12 protein-coding genes are annotated in these 19315 nt (G+C 58.8%); 7 read left to right on the forward strand and 5 right to left on the reverse strand.

Features of this window, described 5'->3' with window-relative positions; all coding sequences use genetic code 11:
* Positions 1–42: 42 nt before the first annotated feature.
* The 4 genes from FHK95_RS10310 to FHK95_RS10325 form a co-directional block, all read right to left on the reverse strand.
* The gene (locus FHK95_RS10310; protein ID WP_150304537.1) at positions 43–1290 is read right to left on the reverse strand and encodes a dicarboxylate/amino acid:cation symporter; all 1248 of its coding nucleotides are present in this window, start codon (positions 1288–1290) and stop codon (positions 43–45) included.
* Between the two features lie 101 nt (positions 1291–1391).
* Positions 1392–4115 (reverse strand): LuxR C-terminal-related transcriptional regulator, encoded by a 2724-nt coding sequence (locus FHK95_RS10315; RefSeq protein WP_150304538.1) that lies wholly within the window; start codon positions 4113–4115, stop codon positions 1392–1394.
* A gap of 112 nt (positions 4116–4227) precedes the next feature.
* Entirely contained in the window at positions 4228–5583 is a 1356-nt protein-coding gene (locus tag FHK95_RS10320; RefSeq protein ID WP_150304539.1) for a DUF1329 domain-containing protein, read from the reverse strand.
* 262 nt (positions 5584–5845) lie between these two features.
* Entirely contained in the window at positions 5846–7528 is a 1683-nt protein-coding gene (locus tag FHK95_RS10325) for a fatty acid--CoA ligase (protein WP_150304540.1), read from the reverse strand.
* A 189-nt stretch (positions 7529–7717) separates the two neighbouring features.
* Between FHK95_RS10325 and FHK95_RS10330 the strand changes: the two genes are divergently transcribed.
* From FHK95_RS10330 to FHK95_RS10345, 4 genes are all read left to right on the forward strand, one after another.
* The gene (locus FHK95_RS10330) at positions 7718–8899 is read left to right on the forward strand and encodes an acetyl-CoA C-acyltransferase (RefSeq protein WP_150304541.1); all 1182 of its coding nucleotides are present in this window, start codon (positions 7718–7720) and stop codon (positions 8897–8899) included.
* A 202-nt stretch (positions 8900–9101) separates the two neighbouring features.
* Complete coding sequence (locus tag FHK95_RS10335) at positions 9102–10226, forward strand: PilT/PilU family type 4a pilus ATPase (RefSeq protein WP_150304542.1); 1125 nt, start codon at positions 9102–9104, stop codon at positions 10224–10226.
* A gap of 102 nt (positions 10227–10328) precedes the next feature.
* Positions 10329–10805, forward strand: a complete 477-nt coding sequence (locus FHK95_RS10340) for a cupin domain-containing protein (protein ID WP_150304543.1) — start codon at positions 10329–10331, stop codon at positions 10803–10805.
* A 217-nt stretch (positions 10806–11022) separates the two neighbouring features.
* The gene (locus FHK95_RS10345; protein WP_150304544.1) at positions 11023–11856 is read left to right on the forward strand and encodes an ion transporter; all 834 of its coding nucleotides are present in this window, start codon (positions 11023–11025) and stop codon (positions 11854–11856) included.
* A 47-nt stretch (positions 11857–11903) separates the two neighbouring features.
* Here the strand turns inward: FHK95_RS10345 and FHK95_RS10350 are convergent, their stop codons facing one another.
* Complete coding sequence (locus tag FHK95_RS10350) at positions 11904–12983, reverse strand: GlxA family transcriptional regulator (protein ID WP_150304545.1); 1080 nt, start codon at positions 12981–12983, stop codon at positions 11904–11906.
* 161 nt (positions 12984–13144) lie between these two features.
* On the opposite strand from FHK95_RS10350, the gene FHK95_RS10355 reads away from it, so the two are divergent.
* The 3 genes from FHK95_RS10355 (at position 13145) to FHK95_RS10365 (ending at position 19307) form a co-directional block, all read left to right on the forward strand.
* On the forward strand, positions 13145–14197 hold the full coding sequence (locus FHK95_RS10355; RefSeq protein WP_206668566.1) for a class I SAM-dependent methyltransferase: 1053 nt from the start codon (positions 13145–13147) through the stop codon (positions 14195–14197).
* A 471-nt stretch (positions 14198–14668) separates the two neighbouring features.
* Positions 14669–16339: a ShlB/FhaC/HecB family hemolysin secretion/activation protein gene (locus FHK95_RS10360; protein WP_150304547.1), complete on the forward strand. Its 1671-nt coding sequence runs from the start codon at positions 14669–14671 to the stop codon at positions 16337–16339.
* Positions 16340–16418: 79 nt separating this feature from the next.
* Entirely contained in the window at positions 16419–19307 is a 2889-nt protein-coding gene (locus FHK95_RS10365) for a two-partner secretion domain-containing protein (RefSeq protein ID WP_150304548.1), read from the forward strand.
* The last annotated feature ends 8 nt before the right edge of the window (positions 19308–19315 follow it).

Here is a 19315-nt window from a genome sequence, read left to right on the forward strand (position 1 = left end):
GCCATTCGGGTTAGGGGGGATTCAGCCTTTTCCTTTTAAAACTCAACCACTAACTCGAACTTCAGCCCGATCCGTCACTGCCTGCACGACCACACTCCCCACAATATCGCCCTCGACGTTCACAGCGGTGCGCACAGTATCCAGCAGACGATCAATCGGCAGCAGGATGGCGATCGCTTCGGCGGGCAAGCCGACTGCCTGCAGCACCATAACCATCGTCACCATCCCTGCGCTGGGAATACCCGGGGCGCCGGTGGAGGCGATCATGGCGGTGAAGAACACCACCATCTGTTGCGCGAAGCTAAGTTCGATGCCCACCAGATTGGCCACGAACAGCGCGGCAGCAGCCTCATAGAGGGCAGTGCCGTCCATGTTCATCGTCGCGCCCAGTGGCAGCACGAAGCCAGCGACGCTTTGCCGTACGCCCAGGTTTTGTTCGGCGCAGCGCATCGAGATAGGCAGCGCAGCGGCGCTGGAGCTGGTGGCGAATGCCGTGATCAGCGCTTCACGGGCACCGCGCCACAGCCACAGGGGCGATTTGCGTGCGACGGCATAGAGAATCGTCGGCAGGACCACTGCGCCGTGAAAAATCGTCGTCGCAAACACCAGTACGATGAAGCCGAGCATGGTGACCAGCAACGAGGCATCCTGCTCGGCCACCAGGCGGATCAGCAGTGCCATGATGCCGATCGGCGCCAGGCGCATGATCCAGCCGACGATACGCAGCATCAGATCGAGAAACTCTTCCATTACCTGCAGGATGTTCGCGTAGCGCTCGCCACCGGACACCAGCGCAATACCCAGAAACAGCGCAAACACCACCACCGCGAGAATGCTGCCGTTGGCGAAGGCGGTAAACGGATTCTGGAACAGGTTGCTGAAGAAATGCAGAAAGAATTCGGCGATGGTCAGCTGTCGCGCCTCGAACGTCTCCATCGCCTCGGTAAACAGCGATAGTGATAACCCGGCGCCCGGCTTGAATATATTCGCCGCGACCAATGCCACCAGCATCGCCAGCGCCAGCGTCGACACAAAATAGACCAGAGTGGTGACCCAGACGCGGTGCACCTGATGATGTGCCCGCAGACTGGCGACCCCCACCACAATCGAGGTGAAAATCAGCGGCACCAGCACCATCTTCAGCAAGCCGACAAAGATGCTGCCGGCCAAGGTGCTCGCATAGATCACCCCTTGCCTGAGCTCTGCCTCCACCGGCACGCCGCTGAGCAGCCAGCCAATGAGCAACCCGAGGCAGGCAGCAATGATGATCTGGCGATTCAGGCTTGGCATGGCTCGCGGCTCCGCGATGGCAAATGGAATAAAAAGGATACATCAAATGCCTTTTTAATCAGACAGTGAGATCAACAGACTGTCCGCCCTGCTCTCAACCTCTACGCCAACAGCCCCATCGTTTTGGCCTGCGCGACCGCCTGGGTCCGCCGCGCCACGCCGAGCTTGCTGTTGATACGTCGCGCATGGCTTTTGACTGTGTGCAGAGAAATGAACAGGGCTTCACTGATTTGCTGGTTGGAATACCCCAGCGCTATGCAGCGAAGCACTTCCAGCTCACGGACGCTGAGCGCCTCTTGAATCCTGGCCGGGCTCGATGCATCAGCAGTGATATTGTTGGCCGGCAGCAAGGCAAGCAACTCGTCGCGCAAGGTAGACGCGGGTGCTCGACTCAATGCGTCGCTCAACCCCGCCGGAGCGCCCCGCACCAATGGGAAAAAGGGACCGATAAGCTGGTCGTCCTCGGCAAGCACAAGTGCCTGGCGCAGGGTGTGCTCGGCTTCAGCGGTGCGGCCACCCTCGAACTGCACCCAGACCAGATAGACCAGAATGCTCAGCTCCTGCAAGCGCTCGCCGGACCCCTGGCGAGTAACCAATAAGCTGTGCAGTTGTGATTCGCAGGGCGCGCGTTGCTGCTGTACCCACAGCAGGCGCGCATGCACCAGGCCGATCACTACAGGCAATGCATGATAAATCGGCGGCGGAGCAGCCGGGACGTCCGCGCAATAGGTCTGATACAAACGCGGCAGCCACTGTTCAGCCAGTTCGTATCGCCCCGAGCTGATCCACAGATCGCTTTTTATCGCCGTAATCCAGCCCAGGTAATACACCGGCGGAATGTCCCACTGGTACATCAGCCGCTCGGCCTCGGCCAACGTCCCGAACGCCGCCGTCACCGCCCCATCGAGCTGGGCCTGATGCACGGCCTGCTGACAGAATCCGATTAGAACGTGAACATCCCGATGACGTCGCGCCTCATCAATACCCTGGCGCAGCAATGTGTCGGCCGCAACGCGCTGGCCCTGCAGGCTGAGCAAATACGCTTCGTAGAGCACCAACCGCGCGTGGATGGGCGACCCCGCTGACAGCATCGGCTGTTTTTCAAGGTCAGCGCGCTGCGCCGCTACCAATTGCCGCGCGCGCTCGACTTTGCCACGCGCCTGCAACAGGCGGGCACGCAACAACGCTACCTGCGCCTCGAACAGCGGATCGCCGATTCGTTGGGCTAACTCAATTGCGCTCTGGGCCCAGCCCCGCGCAGCCTCCAATTGCTGCCGGCTCAATTCGCTTTCGGCCAGGGTCAGCATGGCCATAAGTCGGCTGCCAGCCTCCTTCGCAGCAAGACAGGCCAGGCCCTGAGTGGCCAGATCGATCGCCTCATTCAGCCGCCCCGCCGCTCGGGCCAGAAAGCTGCGCAAAACCAGCGCCTGCCCGATCAGCGTGGACTGCCTGATGGCGCTTGGCTGAGGCATAAAACGCTGCAGCCGGCTCAGCATGTCCTCGGCGTCCTCCAGCTGGCAGGCGAGCGCCAGAGTCCATGCGTGCACCAGTACCAGCTGCGCCGAACTGCCCTGCAGCACCGCCGGGAGCTCGGCTTTCCAACGCAGGAGCTTGGCCACTGGTTGAGCGGCCAGCAGTTGCTCGAGGGGCAGTGACTGAACCAGACCGGCGGCCTGCTCCGGTAGCTCAGCTGCCAATGCATGCTCGACGGCCTCACTGATCCGACCCTCCTCCTTGAACCAGTCGCACGCACGCGCATGCACCACCTGGCGTTGCTGTGGACTGGTTCTGGCGACCTGCTCCAGCAGGAAATCAGAAAACAGATGATGGAATCGGTACCAGTCACCCAGGTGATCCAATGGCACCAGAAATACCTTGTGCTGCAACAAGAAGTCGATGATCTCCCGACTGTCGTCGCGGTCACGAACCCGATCACATAGCGGCGCCGCAAAACAATCCAGCCAGGCGATGGCAAACAGGAACTGACGCACCTGTTCGGGTAGCGCCTGAAGGACTTCTTCAAGCAGGTATTCGCCAATCAGCGGCCCGGGCGTCACCGGAAGATTGCGCGCATAGCCGGCAGTAATCGCCTGTTCCGCCGCGACCGTCGCCAGACGCAGGCCGGCGATCCAGCCCTCGTTTCGCTCGACCATCTGCCGCGACCATTCGAGATCGTCGGTGGCCATGCCGGCACGGCTCAGAAAAGCAGTCGAGGCCTCGGCGCTCAGGCGCAGCTGCACCTCGCCTATCTCGAGCAGCTGGCCGGCAACCCGTAATCTTGCCAGGTGCCAACCGGGCCGTTGCCGACTGGTCAGCAGCAACTGAAACGAACTCGGCAAGCGCTCCAGCAGCAAGGCACAGAGCCGATCACACTGCGGGTTCTGGGCCAGGTGGTAATCGTCCAGCACCAGCACGACCGATTGCTCAGGCAGATGACGTTGATTGAGACTGTCCAGCACCGACAGGGTCAGTTGCTCCAGTGCCAGTGGTTGCTCGCTGTGGCTCTGCTGCAGCAATGCCAGCTCCGACTCGCCCAGTTCAGGATAGAGGGTACGCAGGCCCGCGATCAGACTGCGCAGCAGTTGTCCTGGTCGAGCGTCATGATGATCAAGGGAAATCCAGACAGAACGGCGTGACGCCGACAGGTGCTCAGAGTACTCGATCGCCACCGTGCTCTTGCCGAATCCGGCAGGCGCACAAATCATCACCAGCCGGCGAGAAGCGGCCTGATCAAGTAGCGCAATAAGCTCTGGGCGGGGCAGATGGTCGGCCGGTAACGGGGGCCGATAGATCTTGCCGGGATGCAGGGGAATCGTTGAAACCATGGCAACGAGTGTATCGGTTGCACGGGCTTTGGGTCATGCGGTTTGTAGCGCTACCGGGAACCGGCGCAAAAGAAAACCTGGCGGCCTCAGGGGGCCGCCAGGTCAGAGCAGATCAGCGTACGCCGGACTGGCGCAGCGCTGTCGGGGTGAACTCCCGTGAGCTGGCACGATAGCTGTAATCGTAATCCTGGCTCTCTTCGTTGTTCATGCCCATTACCAGATAGCGACCGGCTACCAGGTCATACAGCGACTCAAGAGCGTAGCCAGGTACCTGATCCTTGTAGCGATGCAGGGCATGGGCTTCCGCTACACGCCACAGGGTATCGCGGGAGTCGTAGTGGTCGATATGCGCAGCCTGCCAGGAATCCTCGTCGATGAAGAAGTGGCGCTTGGCATAGATATGGCGTTGATCGGACTTCACCGTCGCAACCACTTCCCACACCCGATGCAACTCGTAGCGGGTCAGATCCTGATTGATGTGGCCGGCCTGGATGATGTCGCTGTACTCGTGCTCGGGGGAGCCCAGGTTGTAGCTGTTGTAGGGAATGAACAGCTCGCGCTTGCCGACCAATTCCCAGTTATAACGATCAGGGGCGCCGTTGAACATATCCAGATTGTCCGAGGTGCGCATACCGTCGGCAGCCGTACCTGGACCGTCATAGGACACCTGCGGAGCACGACGCACACGGCGCTGGCCAGCGTTGTAGATCCACGCCATACGCGGGGTCTCGACCTGATCGACGGTCTCGTGCACCAACAATACGTTACCGGCCAAACGGCTCGGATCGGTGACTTGCTGTTTGAAGTAATAAAGGATGTTGCCCATGCTCTCGGCGTCATAATCGCTCAACGCTTCTGGCAGAGCGTATTGCTCAACAAAGCGGACGATACCAAAATCACCGTTGACCTGGGGGGTCGCCTGGGTAACCACACGCTCAAAGGAACTACCGCGTAGGCGGGTGATGTGGTTCCAGATGACTTCCAGGCCATTGGACGGAATCGGGAAAGCATGCGCCAGTTTGTAGCCGGTGACCGCATTGCCGTCCTTGACCAATTCGGACTGGGCGGCGTTGTGCTTGGCGGCCTCATAGATCTCGTCCGGCATACTGACGCTACGCTTGGTCTCGTAAACCGGCATGCGGTAGCTTTCCGGATAGCGCTTGAACATGGCGATCTGGCCAGGTGCCAACTGCTCGGCATACTGTTCGTAGTTGTCTGCGGTAATCACGAACTGCGGCTGCTCGCCGGCGTAAGGGTTGGTCAGAAAACCGTCCTTGAGCTCACCTGCATCGGTTGCCAGACCACTATCCCATTCCGGAATGGTGCCGGCCGCATTACCGGCCTTCTCTGCCCCGATCGGGGTCAGACTCTTGCCCAGTTCGGCGACTTGTTGCTCGGTGGCGGCGTGGGCACTGCCCGTCGCAATGGCAACAGCCAGAACGGCGGTTTTGAAAAGCGTAGGTTTCATTCTTGAATTCTCTGCTAGCGGGTCAGGACTGTCTGACGTGTTGACGATGGCACCACCGCACGCAACTAGCGCGCAGCACGAAACGGATACAGGCGGCGCACTATAGCCAAGCCGCAGGCATCTGGGATCCATCCAAAGTGTGATTCTAGTACAAATACAGAATCTGTCTCAACGCACTAGACGCCAGACCGGCTGGCGGTTGAATACGACGCAGAACCGGTCCGGGCGAGACGGCGCCAGGCGCGCCGCCCGCCCGAAGCCATCAAATAGTGGATAGGAACGGTGCCTGACTCTCCTGCCACTGCCCGATCTCGACGCGAATCCGTTTTTTGTCGAGCTTACCAACGCTGGTTTTGGGTATTTCAGTAACAGTCGCGATCTGTGAGGGTACTGCCCACTTATTGATGCGCCCTTCATCAACAAAACTCTTCAGGTGATCGCGCAACACCCGGGCGTTCATTTCATGGCCGTCCGTGGGAACGATGAGCGCAAAGGGCCGCTCGTCCCATTGCGGATCAGGCACCCCAACCACGGCGACTTCCTTCACGGCAGGACTCAGACTGATCAGGTCTTCGAGCTCGAGGGAGGAGATCCACTCGCCACCGGTCTTGATCACATCCTTTATGCGATCACGGATATCAATAAAGCCCATCTCGTCGATGGTCGCCACGTCACCGGTATGCATCCAACCGTGCTGCCATAGCTCGGCGCTCTTCTCCGGCTCACGGAAGTAACCCTGGGTCAGCCAGGGCGCGCGCAGGACCAGTTCGCCTTGCGTCTTGCCATCGGCCGGCAGGAAGTTGCCCTGTTCATCCATAAGCCGCGCATCCACCAGCGGCACCGGCACGCCCGCCTTGCAACGGAAGGTTTCCTGCTCTTCCTGGGTGCCGGCTTCCAGCTCGAGATTGATATAGCCGGCGGAGATCAACGGACAGGTTTCCGACATGCCGTAGGCTGCCGACAAGGTCATGCCAGTTGCGGTGGCCGCCTTATACAGACCATGGTTCAACGCACTGCCGCCGATGATGACCTTCATGCCGTCAAAGCGCATGCCCTTTGCCGACTCGGCGTTCAGCACCATCTGCAGAATGGTCGGCACGCAATGGGAAAAGGTGACTTTCTCGTTTGTGATCAACTGACACAGCATGTCCGGCTCGTAGCGGCCCGGATAGACCTGCTTCACGCCAAGCATGGTCGCGGTATAGGGAAGGCCCCAGGCGTGTACGTGGAACATGGGGGTAATCGGCATGTACACATCGCGGTTGCCAAACAGCCGTACACTGTCCAGCCCGCCCATGGTGCCGGCCTGGGTCAGAGTGTGTAGCACAAGCTGACGGTGCGTGAAGTACACGCCCTTGGGGTTGCCCGTGGTACCGGTGGTGTAAAAGGTGGTCGCGACCGAGTTCTCATCGAAATCGGCGAATTCATAACTCGGCTCCTGGGCGGCCAGCAGTTCCTCATACTCACCGACCAGGCCCTTCAATTCGGCCGTCTTGACGTCGCCTTCGGTCACCAGGATGGTCTTCTGTACCGTGGTAAGCCCGCTTTCGATGCCCTGATAGATCGGCAGAAACTCACTGTTCACCAGCACGAAGATGTCTTCGGCATGGTTCATGGTGTAGAGAATCTGCTCGGGTGAAAGACGGATATTGACGGTGTGCAGTACCGCACCAATCATCGGTACGGCGAACATGCATTCCAGATAACGGTGACTGTCCCAATCCATCATCGCCACTGTATCGCCCGGCCTGACGCCGGCAGCGGTCAAGGCATTGGCCAGGCGGCAGATGCGCTCGTTGAAGGTCACGTAGTCGTACCGACTAATATCCCGATAGACAATTTCCTGGCTACGCTCATAGCGGCGGCCAGACAGCAGCAGATTCTTGATCAGCAGAGGCGTGGAATGGGCGTTATCGGTTGGCTTGAGAATGCGCGTATTCAACATGGGAGTGACCTGCTTTTTCTTTTGGAATTGTTGGTTTTCGGCAATGCCGTAGCTTACCAGTGATCGGACTATAGCCAACGGCGGCGCGGCTTACCTATCGTTCCAAAGTATGAACCTGCGAAAACCGGGTATAATCTGCGCCCTTAATCCGGCTGAATAACCGACTCAGTCACATACCAGGAGTAGAGCATGTCTGATAACAGCATTGTTATTGTCAGTGGCGTCCGTACACCCATGGGCGGTTTTCAGGGCAGTTTGTCCAGCGTCCCGGCCGTTGAACTCGGTGCGCTCGCCATCCGCGAAGCCGTCTCGCGAGCAGGCATCCAGGCTGCCGATGTGCATGAAGTCATCATGGGTTGCGTCCTGCCCGCCGGCCTTAAACAGGGCCCGGCCCGCCAGGCAAGTCTGAATGCCGGCCTGCCCGCCTCCACCGGCTGCACCACGATCAACAAGCTCTGCGGCTCCGGTATGAAGGCCGTGATGCTCGCGCATGACGCGCTCAAGGCCGGCACCAACGAGGTCATGGTCGTAGGCGGCATGGAGAGCATGTCCAACGCACCTTACATCATCGAAAAGGCCCGCAGCGGTCTGCGCATGGGCCATGGCGAAATCAAGGACCACATGTTCCTCGATGGCCTGGAAGACGCTCGCACCGGTCGACTGATGGGCTCCTTCGCTCAGGAAACCGCTGACAGCAACGGCCTGACCCGTGAAGATATGGACGCGTATGCGATTGAATCGCTGAGACGCGCCAAGGCGGCCATTGATAATGGCTCGCTGGACAGTGAAATCGTCCCGGTAACCGTCAAGACCCGCAAGGGTGATGTGGTCGTCAAGGACGACGAGCAGCCGCACAACGCCAATATCGAGAAGATTCCGAGCCTGCGCCCCGCGTTCAGCAAGGACGGTACCGTTACTGCCGCCAACGCCAGCTCCATCTCCGATGGCGCCAGCGCGCTGGTCATGATGACCGCCGCCGAAGCCGAACGTCGTGGTCTGAAGCCGCTGGCCCGCGTCGTCGGCCATGCGACCCAGAGCCAGGATCCGAGCGAGTTCACCCTGGCCCCGATTGGCGCCATGAGCAACTTGTTCAACAAGACCGGCTGGACCAAGGATGACGTTGACCTGTTCGAGATCAACGAAGCCTTCGCCATGGTCACCATGCTGGCGATGCGTGAGCACGATCTTGATCACGCCAAGGTCAATATCTACGGCGGCGCCTGCGCCCAGGGCCACCCGGTTGGCTCCACCGGCTCGCGGCTGATCGTCACCCTGATCAACGCTCTGCAAAAAACCGGCGGCAAGCGCGGCGTTGCCTCGCTGTGCATCGGTGGCGGCGAAGCGACTGCGGTGGCGATTGAGCTGATCTGAACCCGCACGGGCAGAATGGTTGATTTACTCAGCCATTCTGCCCACTTCCCCTTCAGCTCGATGTTTCCTGCTTCTATACATTCTCACCAGAAATTCACCAACTCCTCTTCCCTGCCTGACCCTGTCTCGAAACGAGTCATACACTCCAGACTAACGAGCTGAGCTATGCTGTTCGCCAATCTGGTCGGGATATTTTATCGCTATGGATGTCTTTCACTATCTTCACGCCCTCTCCGAGCGCAACGGCTCGGACATGTTCTTCAGCGTTGGCGCCCCGGTCACTCTCAAGCAGGAGGGCAACTATCACCGCCTGGAAGAACATCCGCTGGAAGCCGGCTCGGTCAAGCTGCTGGCCTACCAGTTGATGAGCCAGAAACAGACCGCCGAATTCGAACGCACGCTGGAAATGAACCTCGCTGTGGGTGTCCCGAATGCCGGTCGGTTTCGCGTCAACGTCTATTATCAGCGCGGCGAAGTGGCGATGGTGGTGCGGCATATCAGCCATACCATTCCGCGCATCGCCGACCTGGGGTTACCGGCCCAGCTGGAGAAGCTGGTCATGCTTGATCGCGGTCTGATCCTGGTGATCGGCGCGGCCGGCTCGGGCAAGTCCACCACCCTGGCGTCGATGCTCGACTACCGTGCAGCCAACCGCCCTGGCCACATCGTCTGCATCGAAGATCCCATCGAATTTCTGCATCGCCACCAGCAGGCAATCATCGACCAGCGCGAAGTGGGCCTCGATACCCTGAGTTTTTCCGAAGCCCTGCGCAACGTACTGCGCGAATCCCCGGATGTGATCATGATCGGTGAAATCCGCGACCTGGAAACCATGCAGCACGCCTTGCACTACAGCGACACCGGCCATCTGGTGCTGGCCACACTGCATGCCACCAACAGCTTTCAGGCGGTGGAACGGATCGCCAACATGTTTCCCAAGGAGGCGCGCAAGCAGGTGTTGGGCGACCTGTCCATGAACCTGGCGGCAGTTATCGGGCAGCGCCTGGTACCGGGGATTCAGAAAAAGCGGGTGGCTGCCGTGGAGGTACTGCTGCGCACGCCCTATATCGTGGACCTGATTGCCCGTGACGAGCTAGAGGAAATCAGAGCCGCCATGAGCCGCAGTCCCGAACAGGGACTGCAGACCTTCGACCAGCACCTGTATCAGCTGGTACAAAGCGGCGCAATCAGCCTGGACGAAGCGCTCAAGCACGCCGACTCACGCACGGACCTGACCCTGAAAACGCGCCTGGCAAAGGGCTTCAGTTACGAAGAAAACGAGATGAAGGTATTGCGCGACGGCGACCTGACGGATGACTTTCGTTAATACGGAGCAAGGCCTTGATGGCCCTGTTCCCAATAACTTTATCGCCTTGTCCGAAATTATTTGACCGCCACCGGTGTCGACTAACAAAGAGGAGGAATAATCATGACATCACGGCGAATGACCGAAACTGCAATGACCTGCCTCTCGGTGCGAATAGGCATCATTAGTGCGCTGTTCCTGGTGGCCAGCGGGGCGATTGCCGACGATGAGCAAGCATTCATCCGGAACTATGCAAGTGACAACATCGAGTGGGGCCCCTGTCCCACCTTTATGCCGGACTCCTGTGGCCTGGCCGTACTGCAAGGCGACCCCAAGAAGGACAATACCGATGTTCTCTTCCGCCTGCGTAGCGACACCACTGCACCGCATCACTGGCACACCTCCGCAGAACGCATGGTGTTGCTGTCCGGTAAAATGAGGGTGGATTACGATAATCAGGAATCGGTGGTAATGGAGCAGGGCATCTATGCCTATGGTCCACCCGAGCTCCCCCACACAGCAACCTGCCAATCGCAGGAAGATTGTGTGCTGTTTATCTCCTTCGACAAGCCGGTGGATGCCTTCGCAGTGGATGAATAGCCACTGACTGAACGTTGCGCAAGGACGGGCGGCAATGCCGCTTGTCCTTGCGCAGCGCAGCTCGCCACTCAGACTCTTAGCCGGTATCGGCTTTATTTCGTAACCCTCCCCCTTGCTCAGAGGTACAGCAGCCGGTATCGCGCTTTTTCATACCCGAATTTTTCCAGAGTGGTGTAGTCCAGTGAGGAGTACCCGCCCAACAGCGCGAGAACATCCGATGAGCAAGGAAGGCAAGAACGAAAACCCTGATGCAAACTCCGCGGAAGCAGAGGACCTGAAACGGGAGCGATACGAGCTGCTTCAGCGTCTTGAGGGCTGGCTGGAAACGCCGATGCTGGTTCTGGCATTCGCATGGCTGGTGCTACTGATAGTGGAGCTGGTGCGGGGGGAGAGCCCGCTGTTTTACTATTTGGGCACCGCTATCTGGGTCGTCTTCATCATCGACTTTGCCGTGAAGTTAATCCTGGCCCCAAACAAGATCAGTTACCTGAAGCGTAACTGGCTGACCGCCATTGCCCTGCTCCTCCCCGCGCTGAGGATCTTCCGCATTGTCCGCTTATTTCGGTTGCTCCGCGTGGCCAGAGCGGGGCGCGGGTTGCGACTGGTGCGGGTGGTAAGTTCGCTGAACCGTGGAATGAAGGCGCTGGGTGCGAGCCTGAGCCGACGAGGTTTCGGATATGTGATCGCCCTGACGGTGCTGGTCACCTTCGCTGGCGCAGCCGGAATGTACGCATTTGAGAACCAGGTAACCGGCGGCCTCGACAGTTACGGCGAGGCGCTGTGGTGGACTGCCATGATCATGGCAACGTTGGGCTCGGAGTACTGGCCGCAAACAGTTGAGGGGCGTGTACTCTGCGGTTTTCTGGCGCTGTATGCCTTTGGGATTTTTGGCTATGTGACAGCGACGCTCGCTACCTTCTTTGTCGGTCGCGACGCTGAGAGTAACGACGCCGAAGTGGCTGGGGCCAAACAACTTACCGCGCTTCGGGATGAGATAAGCGCCCTGCGAAGTGAGATCCGCGCCCTGTCGCGACAACCACCGCAATCGTGACCTTGTCGTCAATCTCATCTGCCCCCAATTCGCTCCTCCAATGCGCCTCAGCTCTCTTGCGGAGCCTTGGAAACAGGCATCGCAAAGTCCGGCATACGGAAGCGCTTGCGATAAGCGCCTGGAGCGAGGCCGGTGATGCGTTTGAATAGACGCCGGAAAAAAGCGCCATCTTCATAGCCGACCCGCCAGCTGATCTCCTCGATAGACGCATCGGTGCGTTCCAGCCGGCGCTTGGCATCCTCAATGCGCAGGCGCTGGACATACACCATCGGTGTCAGTCCGGTGGCTTTGAGAAAGCGACGCTTGAAGGTACGTTCGGCCAACCGGGAGTGCCTGATCACTTCCTCCACCGGGTGCGCCACTGCAAAATGTGCGCTCAACCACTGCTGCGCTGACTGAATCTCGGCATCGCCATGATCCGTCCTGCCCTCAAACACCATATAGGGCGTCAGGCCGTCCTGGTGCCACTGCAGCGCGAACTGCCTTGCGATCTGATGGGCTGCGGTGACTCCGGTATAACGAGCGATCAGGTAAAGCACCAGATCGTGCCAGCTCATCGAAGCGCCAGAGCTAAGCAGCTCCTCGCGCACGCCGGAAATCACCAGCACTCTCTCCGGATGAACCGTGATCGTGGGGTATGCAGCCTGCAGCGCTTGCGCGTAGTCGAAGTGCACGGCGGCATCCTTGCCATCAAACACGCCTGTCTCGCCTAACAGAAACACTCCGGAACAGGCCGAGCACAGTATCGCGCCGCGCGCATGCATCTTTTTCAGCCAATTCACGAGCTCAGGATAGCGGCCCTTCTTCCAGCCGCCCGGCTGCAGTAACACCGAAGGCACGATCACGATATCTGTCACCTCAACGGTGTCGATCGCACGTTGCACACTGATGGGCACGCCACTTGCCAGATCCACCAGGCCGACCGCCTCACCCACAATATCGATATCGAAGCCCGCGCATGCGCCCTCTGGCGCCAGGCCCAACAGTGCCACCGAGTTCATCACATCGTAGATGCCCGCCAGCGTAGAAACGACTGCGTCCGGAAAAGCCAGCAGGCTGACGTGAACCGCGCGAGGCGTGGCGCAAGAAGTCAGGCGGCAGGACGGGCTGGGATCGGGCTGGGTCATGGCGCATATCTCTCATGGCGCATGAGTCATGATTTGGCATGAAGCAACCGGTTCCGGGCGATTTACACCCTTATTCGAGCCGGCTCCCACTGCAATCATTCTCCTAACGTTCGAACTCCTCGAATGACAGTCAAGGAAGCAAAACCATGAGCGCTACCACTATCGATGAAACCAAACTTGAGGCCTTTGTCACTCGTACCGTTGATGACCTGTCGGCAGCATACGGCGGAATCATGGTCAGCCTAGGCAATAAACTGGGACTCTACAAAGCCATGGCCGGCGCTGGCCCTGTTACCGCCCATGAACTTGCACAACGGACCGGCTGCAACGAACGCTATCTAAGCGAGTGGCTGAATGCCCAGGCAGCGGGCGGTTACGTGGACTACCACGCGACCAGCAGCTGCTACGAACTGTCTCCGGAACAGGCAATGGTGCTGGCAGATGACACCAGTCCGGTGTTCATCCCCCCTGCCTGGCAGGTACCTGCATCCATGTGGTTCGATGAGGAGAAAACCCTCCAGGCTTTTCGTACCGGTGCAGGCGTAGCCTGGGGCGATCATGACAGCCGTCTGCAATGTGGCGTCGCAGCGTTTTACCGCAATGGGTATCGCAGCAACCTAGTACCCGAGTGGCTACCCGCGCTGCAGGGTGTAGTAGAGAAACTGGATGCTGGCATCAACGTGGCGGATATTGGCTGCGGCCACGGGCACTCCACAGTGCTCATGGCACAGGCGTTCCCGCAATCCCGCTTTTTCGGATTCGACGTCCACGAGCCCTCAATCACCGAAGCCAGGCAAAACGCTACCGACGCAGGCGTTGCGCAGCGCGCCAGTTTTGAGGTCGCCCGGGCCGATAACTATCCCGACAGGCAATACGGTCTGATCTGCTTTTTCGATTGCCTGCACGATATGGGAGACCCCGTGGCAGCCGCCCGCTATGCCGCCAAGGTATTGGCCCCCGGCGGCACGGTCATGCTGGTAGAGCCTTTCGCTCAGGACAGGGTTGAGAACAATCTGTCTACCGTGGGCAGAATGTACTACTCAGCATCCACCACCATCTGCTGCGCCCATGCGATATCAGAAGGCGGAACGCTGGTGCTCGGGGCGCAAGCAGGTGAAGCACGGCTCGCCGATGTATTTCGCACAGCAGGATTCAGCCACTTCAGACGCGCTGCCGAGACGCCTTTCAATTTGATCCTTGAGGCACGGCTCTGATATGCCTTCAAAATCCCTGCCCCTCTGGCGCGGGGCGGGGACTGGAATTGTTCACCTGGCTTTATCGGCCCATTTCCCGATTGCCTCCTGCGTACCTTATTTCTTCATTGGACGCTCAAGTTTTAAAGCAAGCTGCCGATACCTATGTCATGGCGCTGCGTAAAGATGGGTCGTTAGCCTGGCCCGGCATTGCTCGATCAAAGGTGGTATCGAAATTGCATAAACTTACGCTACTACCCAATATCACGCCGTTATATTGACGATACCAATCAAGGCGTATCTGGTTTAACCAGATCGCAAGTTGCGGACTCACAGCAAAGTCCGGCCAAGAACGCTAAGCCCATTCGGGCAGTTTCACCTCCTCAAATATTCCATACCTCTACAACTTCCGCGTTTTACAGCGCGAAGCGTGCTCGTGCGGATTACTCCCCGGGTCGCTTGAAGTCGTCTGGGCATGTTGAAGGGACTATCTTGCAAAAAAAATGTATCTCGTTTGCGCTGCTGACGTTGAGCTCCAGTGTGTTCGCCGCATCGTTCCCCGACGGCGGTACCCAGCTACAACAAATTCCACCATCGCCTACCCTGCAGCAAACTGCGCCTGAAATTCAGGTTGAGCAAACCCAGGCGCCTGCTGCTCCGGCAGAGGACTCGGAAACAATTCAGGTCAACTCATTGCATCTGACGGGCCAGACCCTGTACTCCGAAGCTGAACTGCTCGGCGTAACCGGATTTACCGCAGGCCGGGAGCTGACTCTCGGTGAGTTGCAGCAGATGGCCTCGCGCATTGCTGCTTTCTATCATGACAAAGGCTACTTCGTTGCCCAGGCCTATCTGCCTGCTCAGAAAATCGAGGAAGGCGCAGTAACTATCGCGGTAGTGGAAGGCCGCTATGGCGAGATCAGCTTGCGCAACCAGAGCAATCTTTCGGACCGACAGGCGCATAGCTCCCTAAGTGGCCTTGAAAGCGGCGAAGTAATTGAATCGTCAGAGTTGGAAAACCGCCTGCTGCGGCTGTCGGACACCCCTGGCGTGAACGTCAGATCGACGCTGGTTCCCGGTGCATCCGTCGGCGCCGCCGACTTGATAGTTGACGTCACCCCAGGGCAAACGTTGACTGGCAGCATCGACGCCGACAACGCAGGCAACTATTACACCGGCGAGTATCGTCTGGGCGCAACGCTGAACGCCAACAACCTGGCAGGTCTGGGCGACGTGGCTACGCTGCGCGTGCTTCACGGCTTCGACGGCCTGAACTATGGCCGCGCGGCCTACCAGATGCAGTTTGGCCGGGCGACCGCTGGCGTGGCTTACAGCCGGATGGAATATGAGCTGGGCAAACAATTCAGTGCTCTGGATGCCAACGGCACGGCGGATATTGCTAGCGTGTTTGCCAGCTATCCACTGCTTCGCACACGTCGCAGCAACCTCTATGCGCAGGTTGGCTATGACTACAAGACCTTCGAAGACCGTATCGATGCGGTTTCGCCATCTCTGGTTACCGACAAGAACATTCATGTGCTGATGACCAGCCTGCGTGGCGACCATCGCGACAACTTCGGTCGTGGCGGCGTGACAGGAGCCTCGCTGACCTGGTCGACCGGCGTGCTTGATATCGAGACGCCAGAAACCCGTGCTGCCGATGCCCGTACAGCCCGCACCAATGGTCACTACGACAAGCTGGGGATGCAGATCATGCGTCTGCAGAACATTACTGACCGCGTCTCGCTATATGGCGCGATCAGCGGGCAGATCGCTTCGAAGAACCTCGACAGCTCTGAACAGATGTCCCTTGGCGGCATGTACGGCGTGCGCGCCTACCCACAGGGCGAAGCCTTTGGTGATGAAGGCTATCTGGCAACGCTGGAAGCCCGGTACCTGCTTGCGCAGCTGAGTAGCGAACAGCTTGGCCAGGTGCATCTGATTGGCTTTGTCGATGGCGGTACGGTCACCGTGAACAAGGATTCCTGGGATGGTTCGGATAACAGCCGCACCCTTACCGGGGCCGGTGTGGGCGTCAACTGGATCGACACCAACAACTTCTCAGTGAAGGCCTCCTACGCGCAAAAGCTGGGTAATGAGAAAGCAACCGCTGCGCCGGATTCGGACGGCCGCGTATGGGTGCAACTGGTCAAATACTTTTGATCTCAGTCCTCGCTCAGCACACAGAACATGGGCGTGACTACGCCCCTAAAAAATGCCTGCAACAGGGTAGGAATACACCATGAATGCTATTTACCAGTCGATCTGGAACGCCAAGACCGGCACCTATGTCGCCGCCTCGGAACACGCCAAGGCCGGCGGCAAGAAGAATGCTGGCGCACGTCGCATCAGCATGAGCCGAACTGTCGGCTTTGCTCTCAAATCGCTTGCCGCTTCAGTCATGCTGGCTGCCGGGTTCAATGTCTATGCCCTGCCGGTTGATGGTTCAGTTGCCGCGGGCGCTGCCAGCATCGAAAGCGGTGCAGGCAACATGACCATTAATCAAACGTCGCAAAATGTCAGCATCAACTGGCAGGGCTTCAGTATCGGCCAGGGCGAGGCAGTGAAGTTCGTCCAGCCTAACAGCAGCGCCGTTGCGCTCAACCGGGTGTTGGGTTCCGACCCTTCAAGCATCCTGGGCAAGCTGGATGCCAACGGTAAGGTATTTCTGATCAACCCCAATGGCGTGCTCTTTGGTCAAAGTGCTGCAGTGAATGTCGGCGGCCTGGTCGCCTCGACGCTGAATATTTCCGACAGCGATTTCATGGCAGGCGACTACGTCTTCACCGGCACCAGTGACGGCAGCGTCGTCAACCAGGGCACGATCAATGCCGACGGCGGCTATGTTGCGCTGCTCGGCGCTAACGTCAGCAACCAGGGCGTTATTCAGGCCAATCTGGGTACCGTAGCATTGGCGGCAGGCGACGCCATCACCCTCGACGTGGCCGGCGACGGCTTGCTCAATGTCGCCATTGACCAGGGCTCAGTAGAAGCGCTGGTTCAGAATGGCGGGATGATCCAGGCCGATGGCGGCAAGGTATTGATGACAGCCCGTTCGGCGGGCGATCTGTTCCAATCCTCTGTGAATAACACCGGCGTGGTCCGTGCCCAAAGCATCGAAAACCGCAATGGCACCATTACCCTGCTTGGCGATATGCACAGCGGCACCGTCAATCTGGGCGGCATTCTAGATGTGTCTGGTAACGGCGCAGGAGAAACCGGCGGTAACATTACGGCGACAGCTCGTCATGTCGGTTTGGTTGACGCGAAAATAAATGCATCCGGTGACGCTGGCGGCGGTACCGTGCTGCTCGGCGGTGGCTACCAGGGCAAGGATCCGGCCGTGGAAAATGCCAAAGCAGCCTATATGAGCGCGGACTCCAGCATCAACGCTGACGCCATCACTACCGGCGATGGCGGTACCGTGGTGATCTGGGGCAATGAATCAACCCGCGCCTACGGCACCATCACCGCCCGCGGCGGCGCCGAGTCAGGCAACGGTGGCCTGATCGAAACCTCCGGCGGTTGGCTGGATGTGTCAGGCATCAAGGTCAATACCAGCGCAGAGAATGGTCAGTTCGGCATGTGGCTGCTTGATCCGGCGGATATCACTATTTCCAGCGCAGCCACTTCGGGTGCTACTGAAACTAACAATGTGTTCGCCCCCGATTCCGGCGTCAACGCATCCAATATCAATGTGAATGACCTGGTCACGGCTCTTGGCGGCAGCGATATCACCGTGACAACCGAGAACACCGGTGCCAGCGGTAGCGGCAACGGCGACATCACAATCATGAGCGCTGTGACCTGGCTAGCACCGACGACTCTGACCCTTAATGCCGATCGTGACATTAACGTAAGCCTGGGTGCCGATATCACCGGAACCGACGGTAGCCTGATGGCAAACGCCGGGCGCGACATCAATGTCAACGCTGACATCACCACCACCACGGGCAGTCTGAGCTTTATCGCCGGCAACGACGTCACCCTGAATGCGGCCACGACCATCACCACTGGTGACCTCACTGCCGTTGCTGGCCAGAACGTTAACCTGAACGCAGCCATGACGGTCACCACTGGCGATGTCATTTTGCGCGCCGACAACGACGGAACTGGGCCTGGCGTTGACGCCGGCACCGTGCTGATCACCTGCGGCAGCAATTGCATCACCATTGGCACAGGCGATCTAAGCATTCGCTTCAACCCGGTAAGCTACGCTACGACCGATGCTGAAATTATTGCCTACGGTCTCAACCTGACCGGCGGCGGAGTTTTGGACGCCAAAGCCTGGGTATTCGGGCAGGGCGACAACAAGGTTTATGACGGTCTGCGCGATGCAACAGTCAGTGGGCTTGAAGTTGATATCACCAATACGCCGCCGCCCGTCACCCTGGGCGCCGTCACTAACGCGCAATTCGATACCAAGGATGTTGGCATTGAAAAGCTGATCACCTACGAAAGTACGTTTTCCGATGCGGTCTTTGATCTATTTGCCCCTTTCGGCACGGCATTAGGCAGCTATGTCACCCGGGCGGATATTACCCCGAGAACCTTGACCATAACGGCCGATAACGCCACCAAGGTCTTCGGTGAGACTCTGGTTCTCGGCACCTCCGCCTTTACCTCGGTAGGCCTGGTGAGGAACGAGACCATTGGTGGTGTCACCCTGAACAGCGACGGGACGGTAGCGACGGCCACGGTTGATGATAGCCCCTATGCCATCACCCCGAGTGACGCGGTTCCAGGCACCTTTGATCCGGACAACTACGATATCAACTATGTCGACGGTCAACTACTGATCACTCAAGTAGTTCCTCCGGTCGATCCCGTCGATCCGCCGGTAGACCCAGTTGACCCTGTAGATCCGGTAGATCCGGTAGATCCGGTAGATCCAAGTTTGACCACCGAGGCTCCATCAAAGGAGACCATCGCTGGTGTCATCAACCAGCCAGTCGGCTCCCCACCAGCACCTCCGGGCCCTGGCGTGAACCACGTTACTGAAGCTCCAGGGATAAACTTGCAGGTAGCACAGTTGACCGAGCTGCCAGCTGACCCGGTCGTTATAGTGGAAGAACAGCCTAAGCCGATCTATGTGCCACCGGTCTTTGCACCACGGCAGGATCGCAACTGAGCCGGTTC

The sequence above is a fragment of the Pseudomonas saliphila genome, from assembly GCF_008638345.1.
Lineage (GTDB): Bacteria > Pseudomonadota > Gammaproteobacteria > Pseudomonadales > Pseudomonadaceae > Halopseudomonas > Halopseudomonas saliphila.

What these genes read in the sequence shown, in the direction of transcription:
- FHK95_RS10315 (WP_150304538.1), bottom strand. Translation starts at nt 4,115, where the DNA reads ATGGTTTCAACGATTCCCCTGCATCCCGGCAAGATCTATCGGCCCCCG.
- FHK95_RS10325 (WP_150304540.1), bottom strand. Translation starts at nt 7,528, where the DNA reads ATGTTGAATACGCGCATTCTCAAGCCAACCGATAACGCCCATTCCACG.
- FHK95_RS10320 (WP_150304539.1), bottom strand. Translation starts at nt 5,583, where the DNA reads ATGAAACCTACGCTTTTCAAAACCGCCGTTCTGGCTGTTGCCATTGCG.
- FHK95_RS10335 (WP_150304542.1), top strand. Translation starts at nt 9,102, where the DNA reads ATGGATGTCTTTCACTATCTTCACGCCCTCTCCGAGCGCAACGGCTCG.
- FHK95_RS10350 (WP_150304545.1), bottom strand. Translation starts at nt 12,983, where the DNA reads ATGACCCAGCCCGATCCCAGCCCGTCCTGCCGCCTGACTTCTTGCGCC.
- FHK95_RS10330 (WP_150304541.1), top strand. Translation starts at nt 7,718, where the DNA reads ATGTCTGATAACAGCATTGTTATTGTCAGTGGCGTCCGTACACCCATG.
- FHK95_RS10345 (WP_150304544.1), top strand. Translation starts at nt 11,023, where the DNA reads ATGAGCAAGGAAGGCAAGAACGAAAACCCTGATGCAAACTCCGCGGAA.
- FHK95_RS10365 (WP_150304548.1), top strand. Translation starts at nt 16,419, where the DNA reads ATGAATGCTATTTACCAGTCGATCTGGAACGCCAAGACCGGCACCTAT.
- FHK95_RS10340 (WP_150304543.1), top strand. Translation starts at nt 10,329, where the DNA reads ATGACATCACGGCGAATGACCGAAACTGCAATGACCTGCCTCTCGGTG.
- FHK95_RS10310 (WP_150304537.1), bottom strand. Translation starts at nt 1,290, where the DNA reads ATGCCAAGCCTGAATCGCCAGATCATCATTGCTGCCTGCCTCGGGTTG.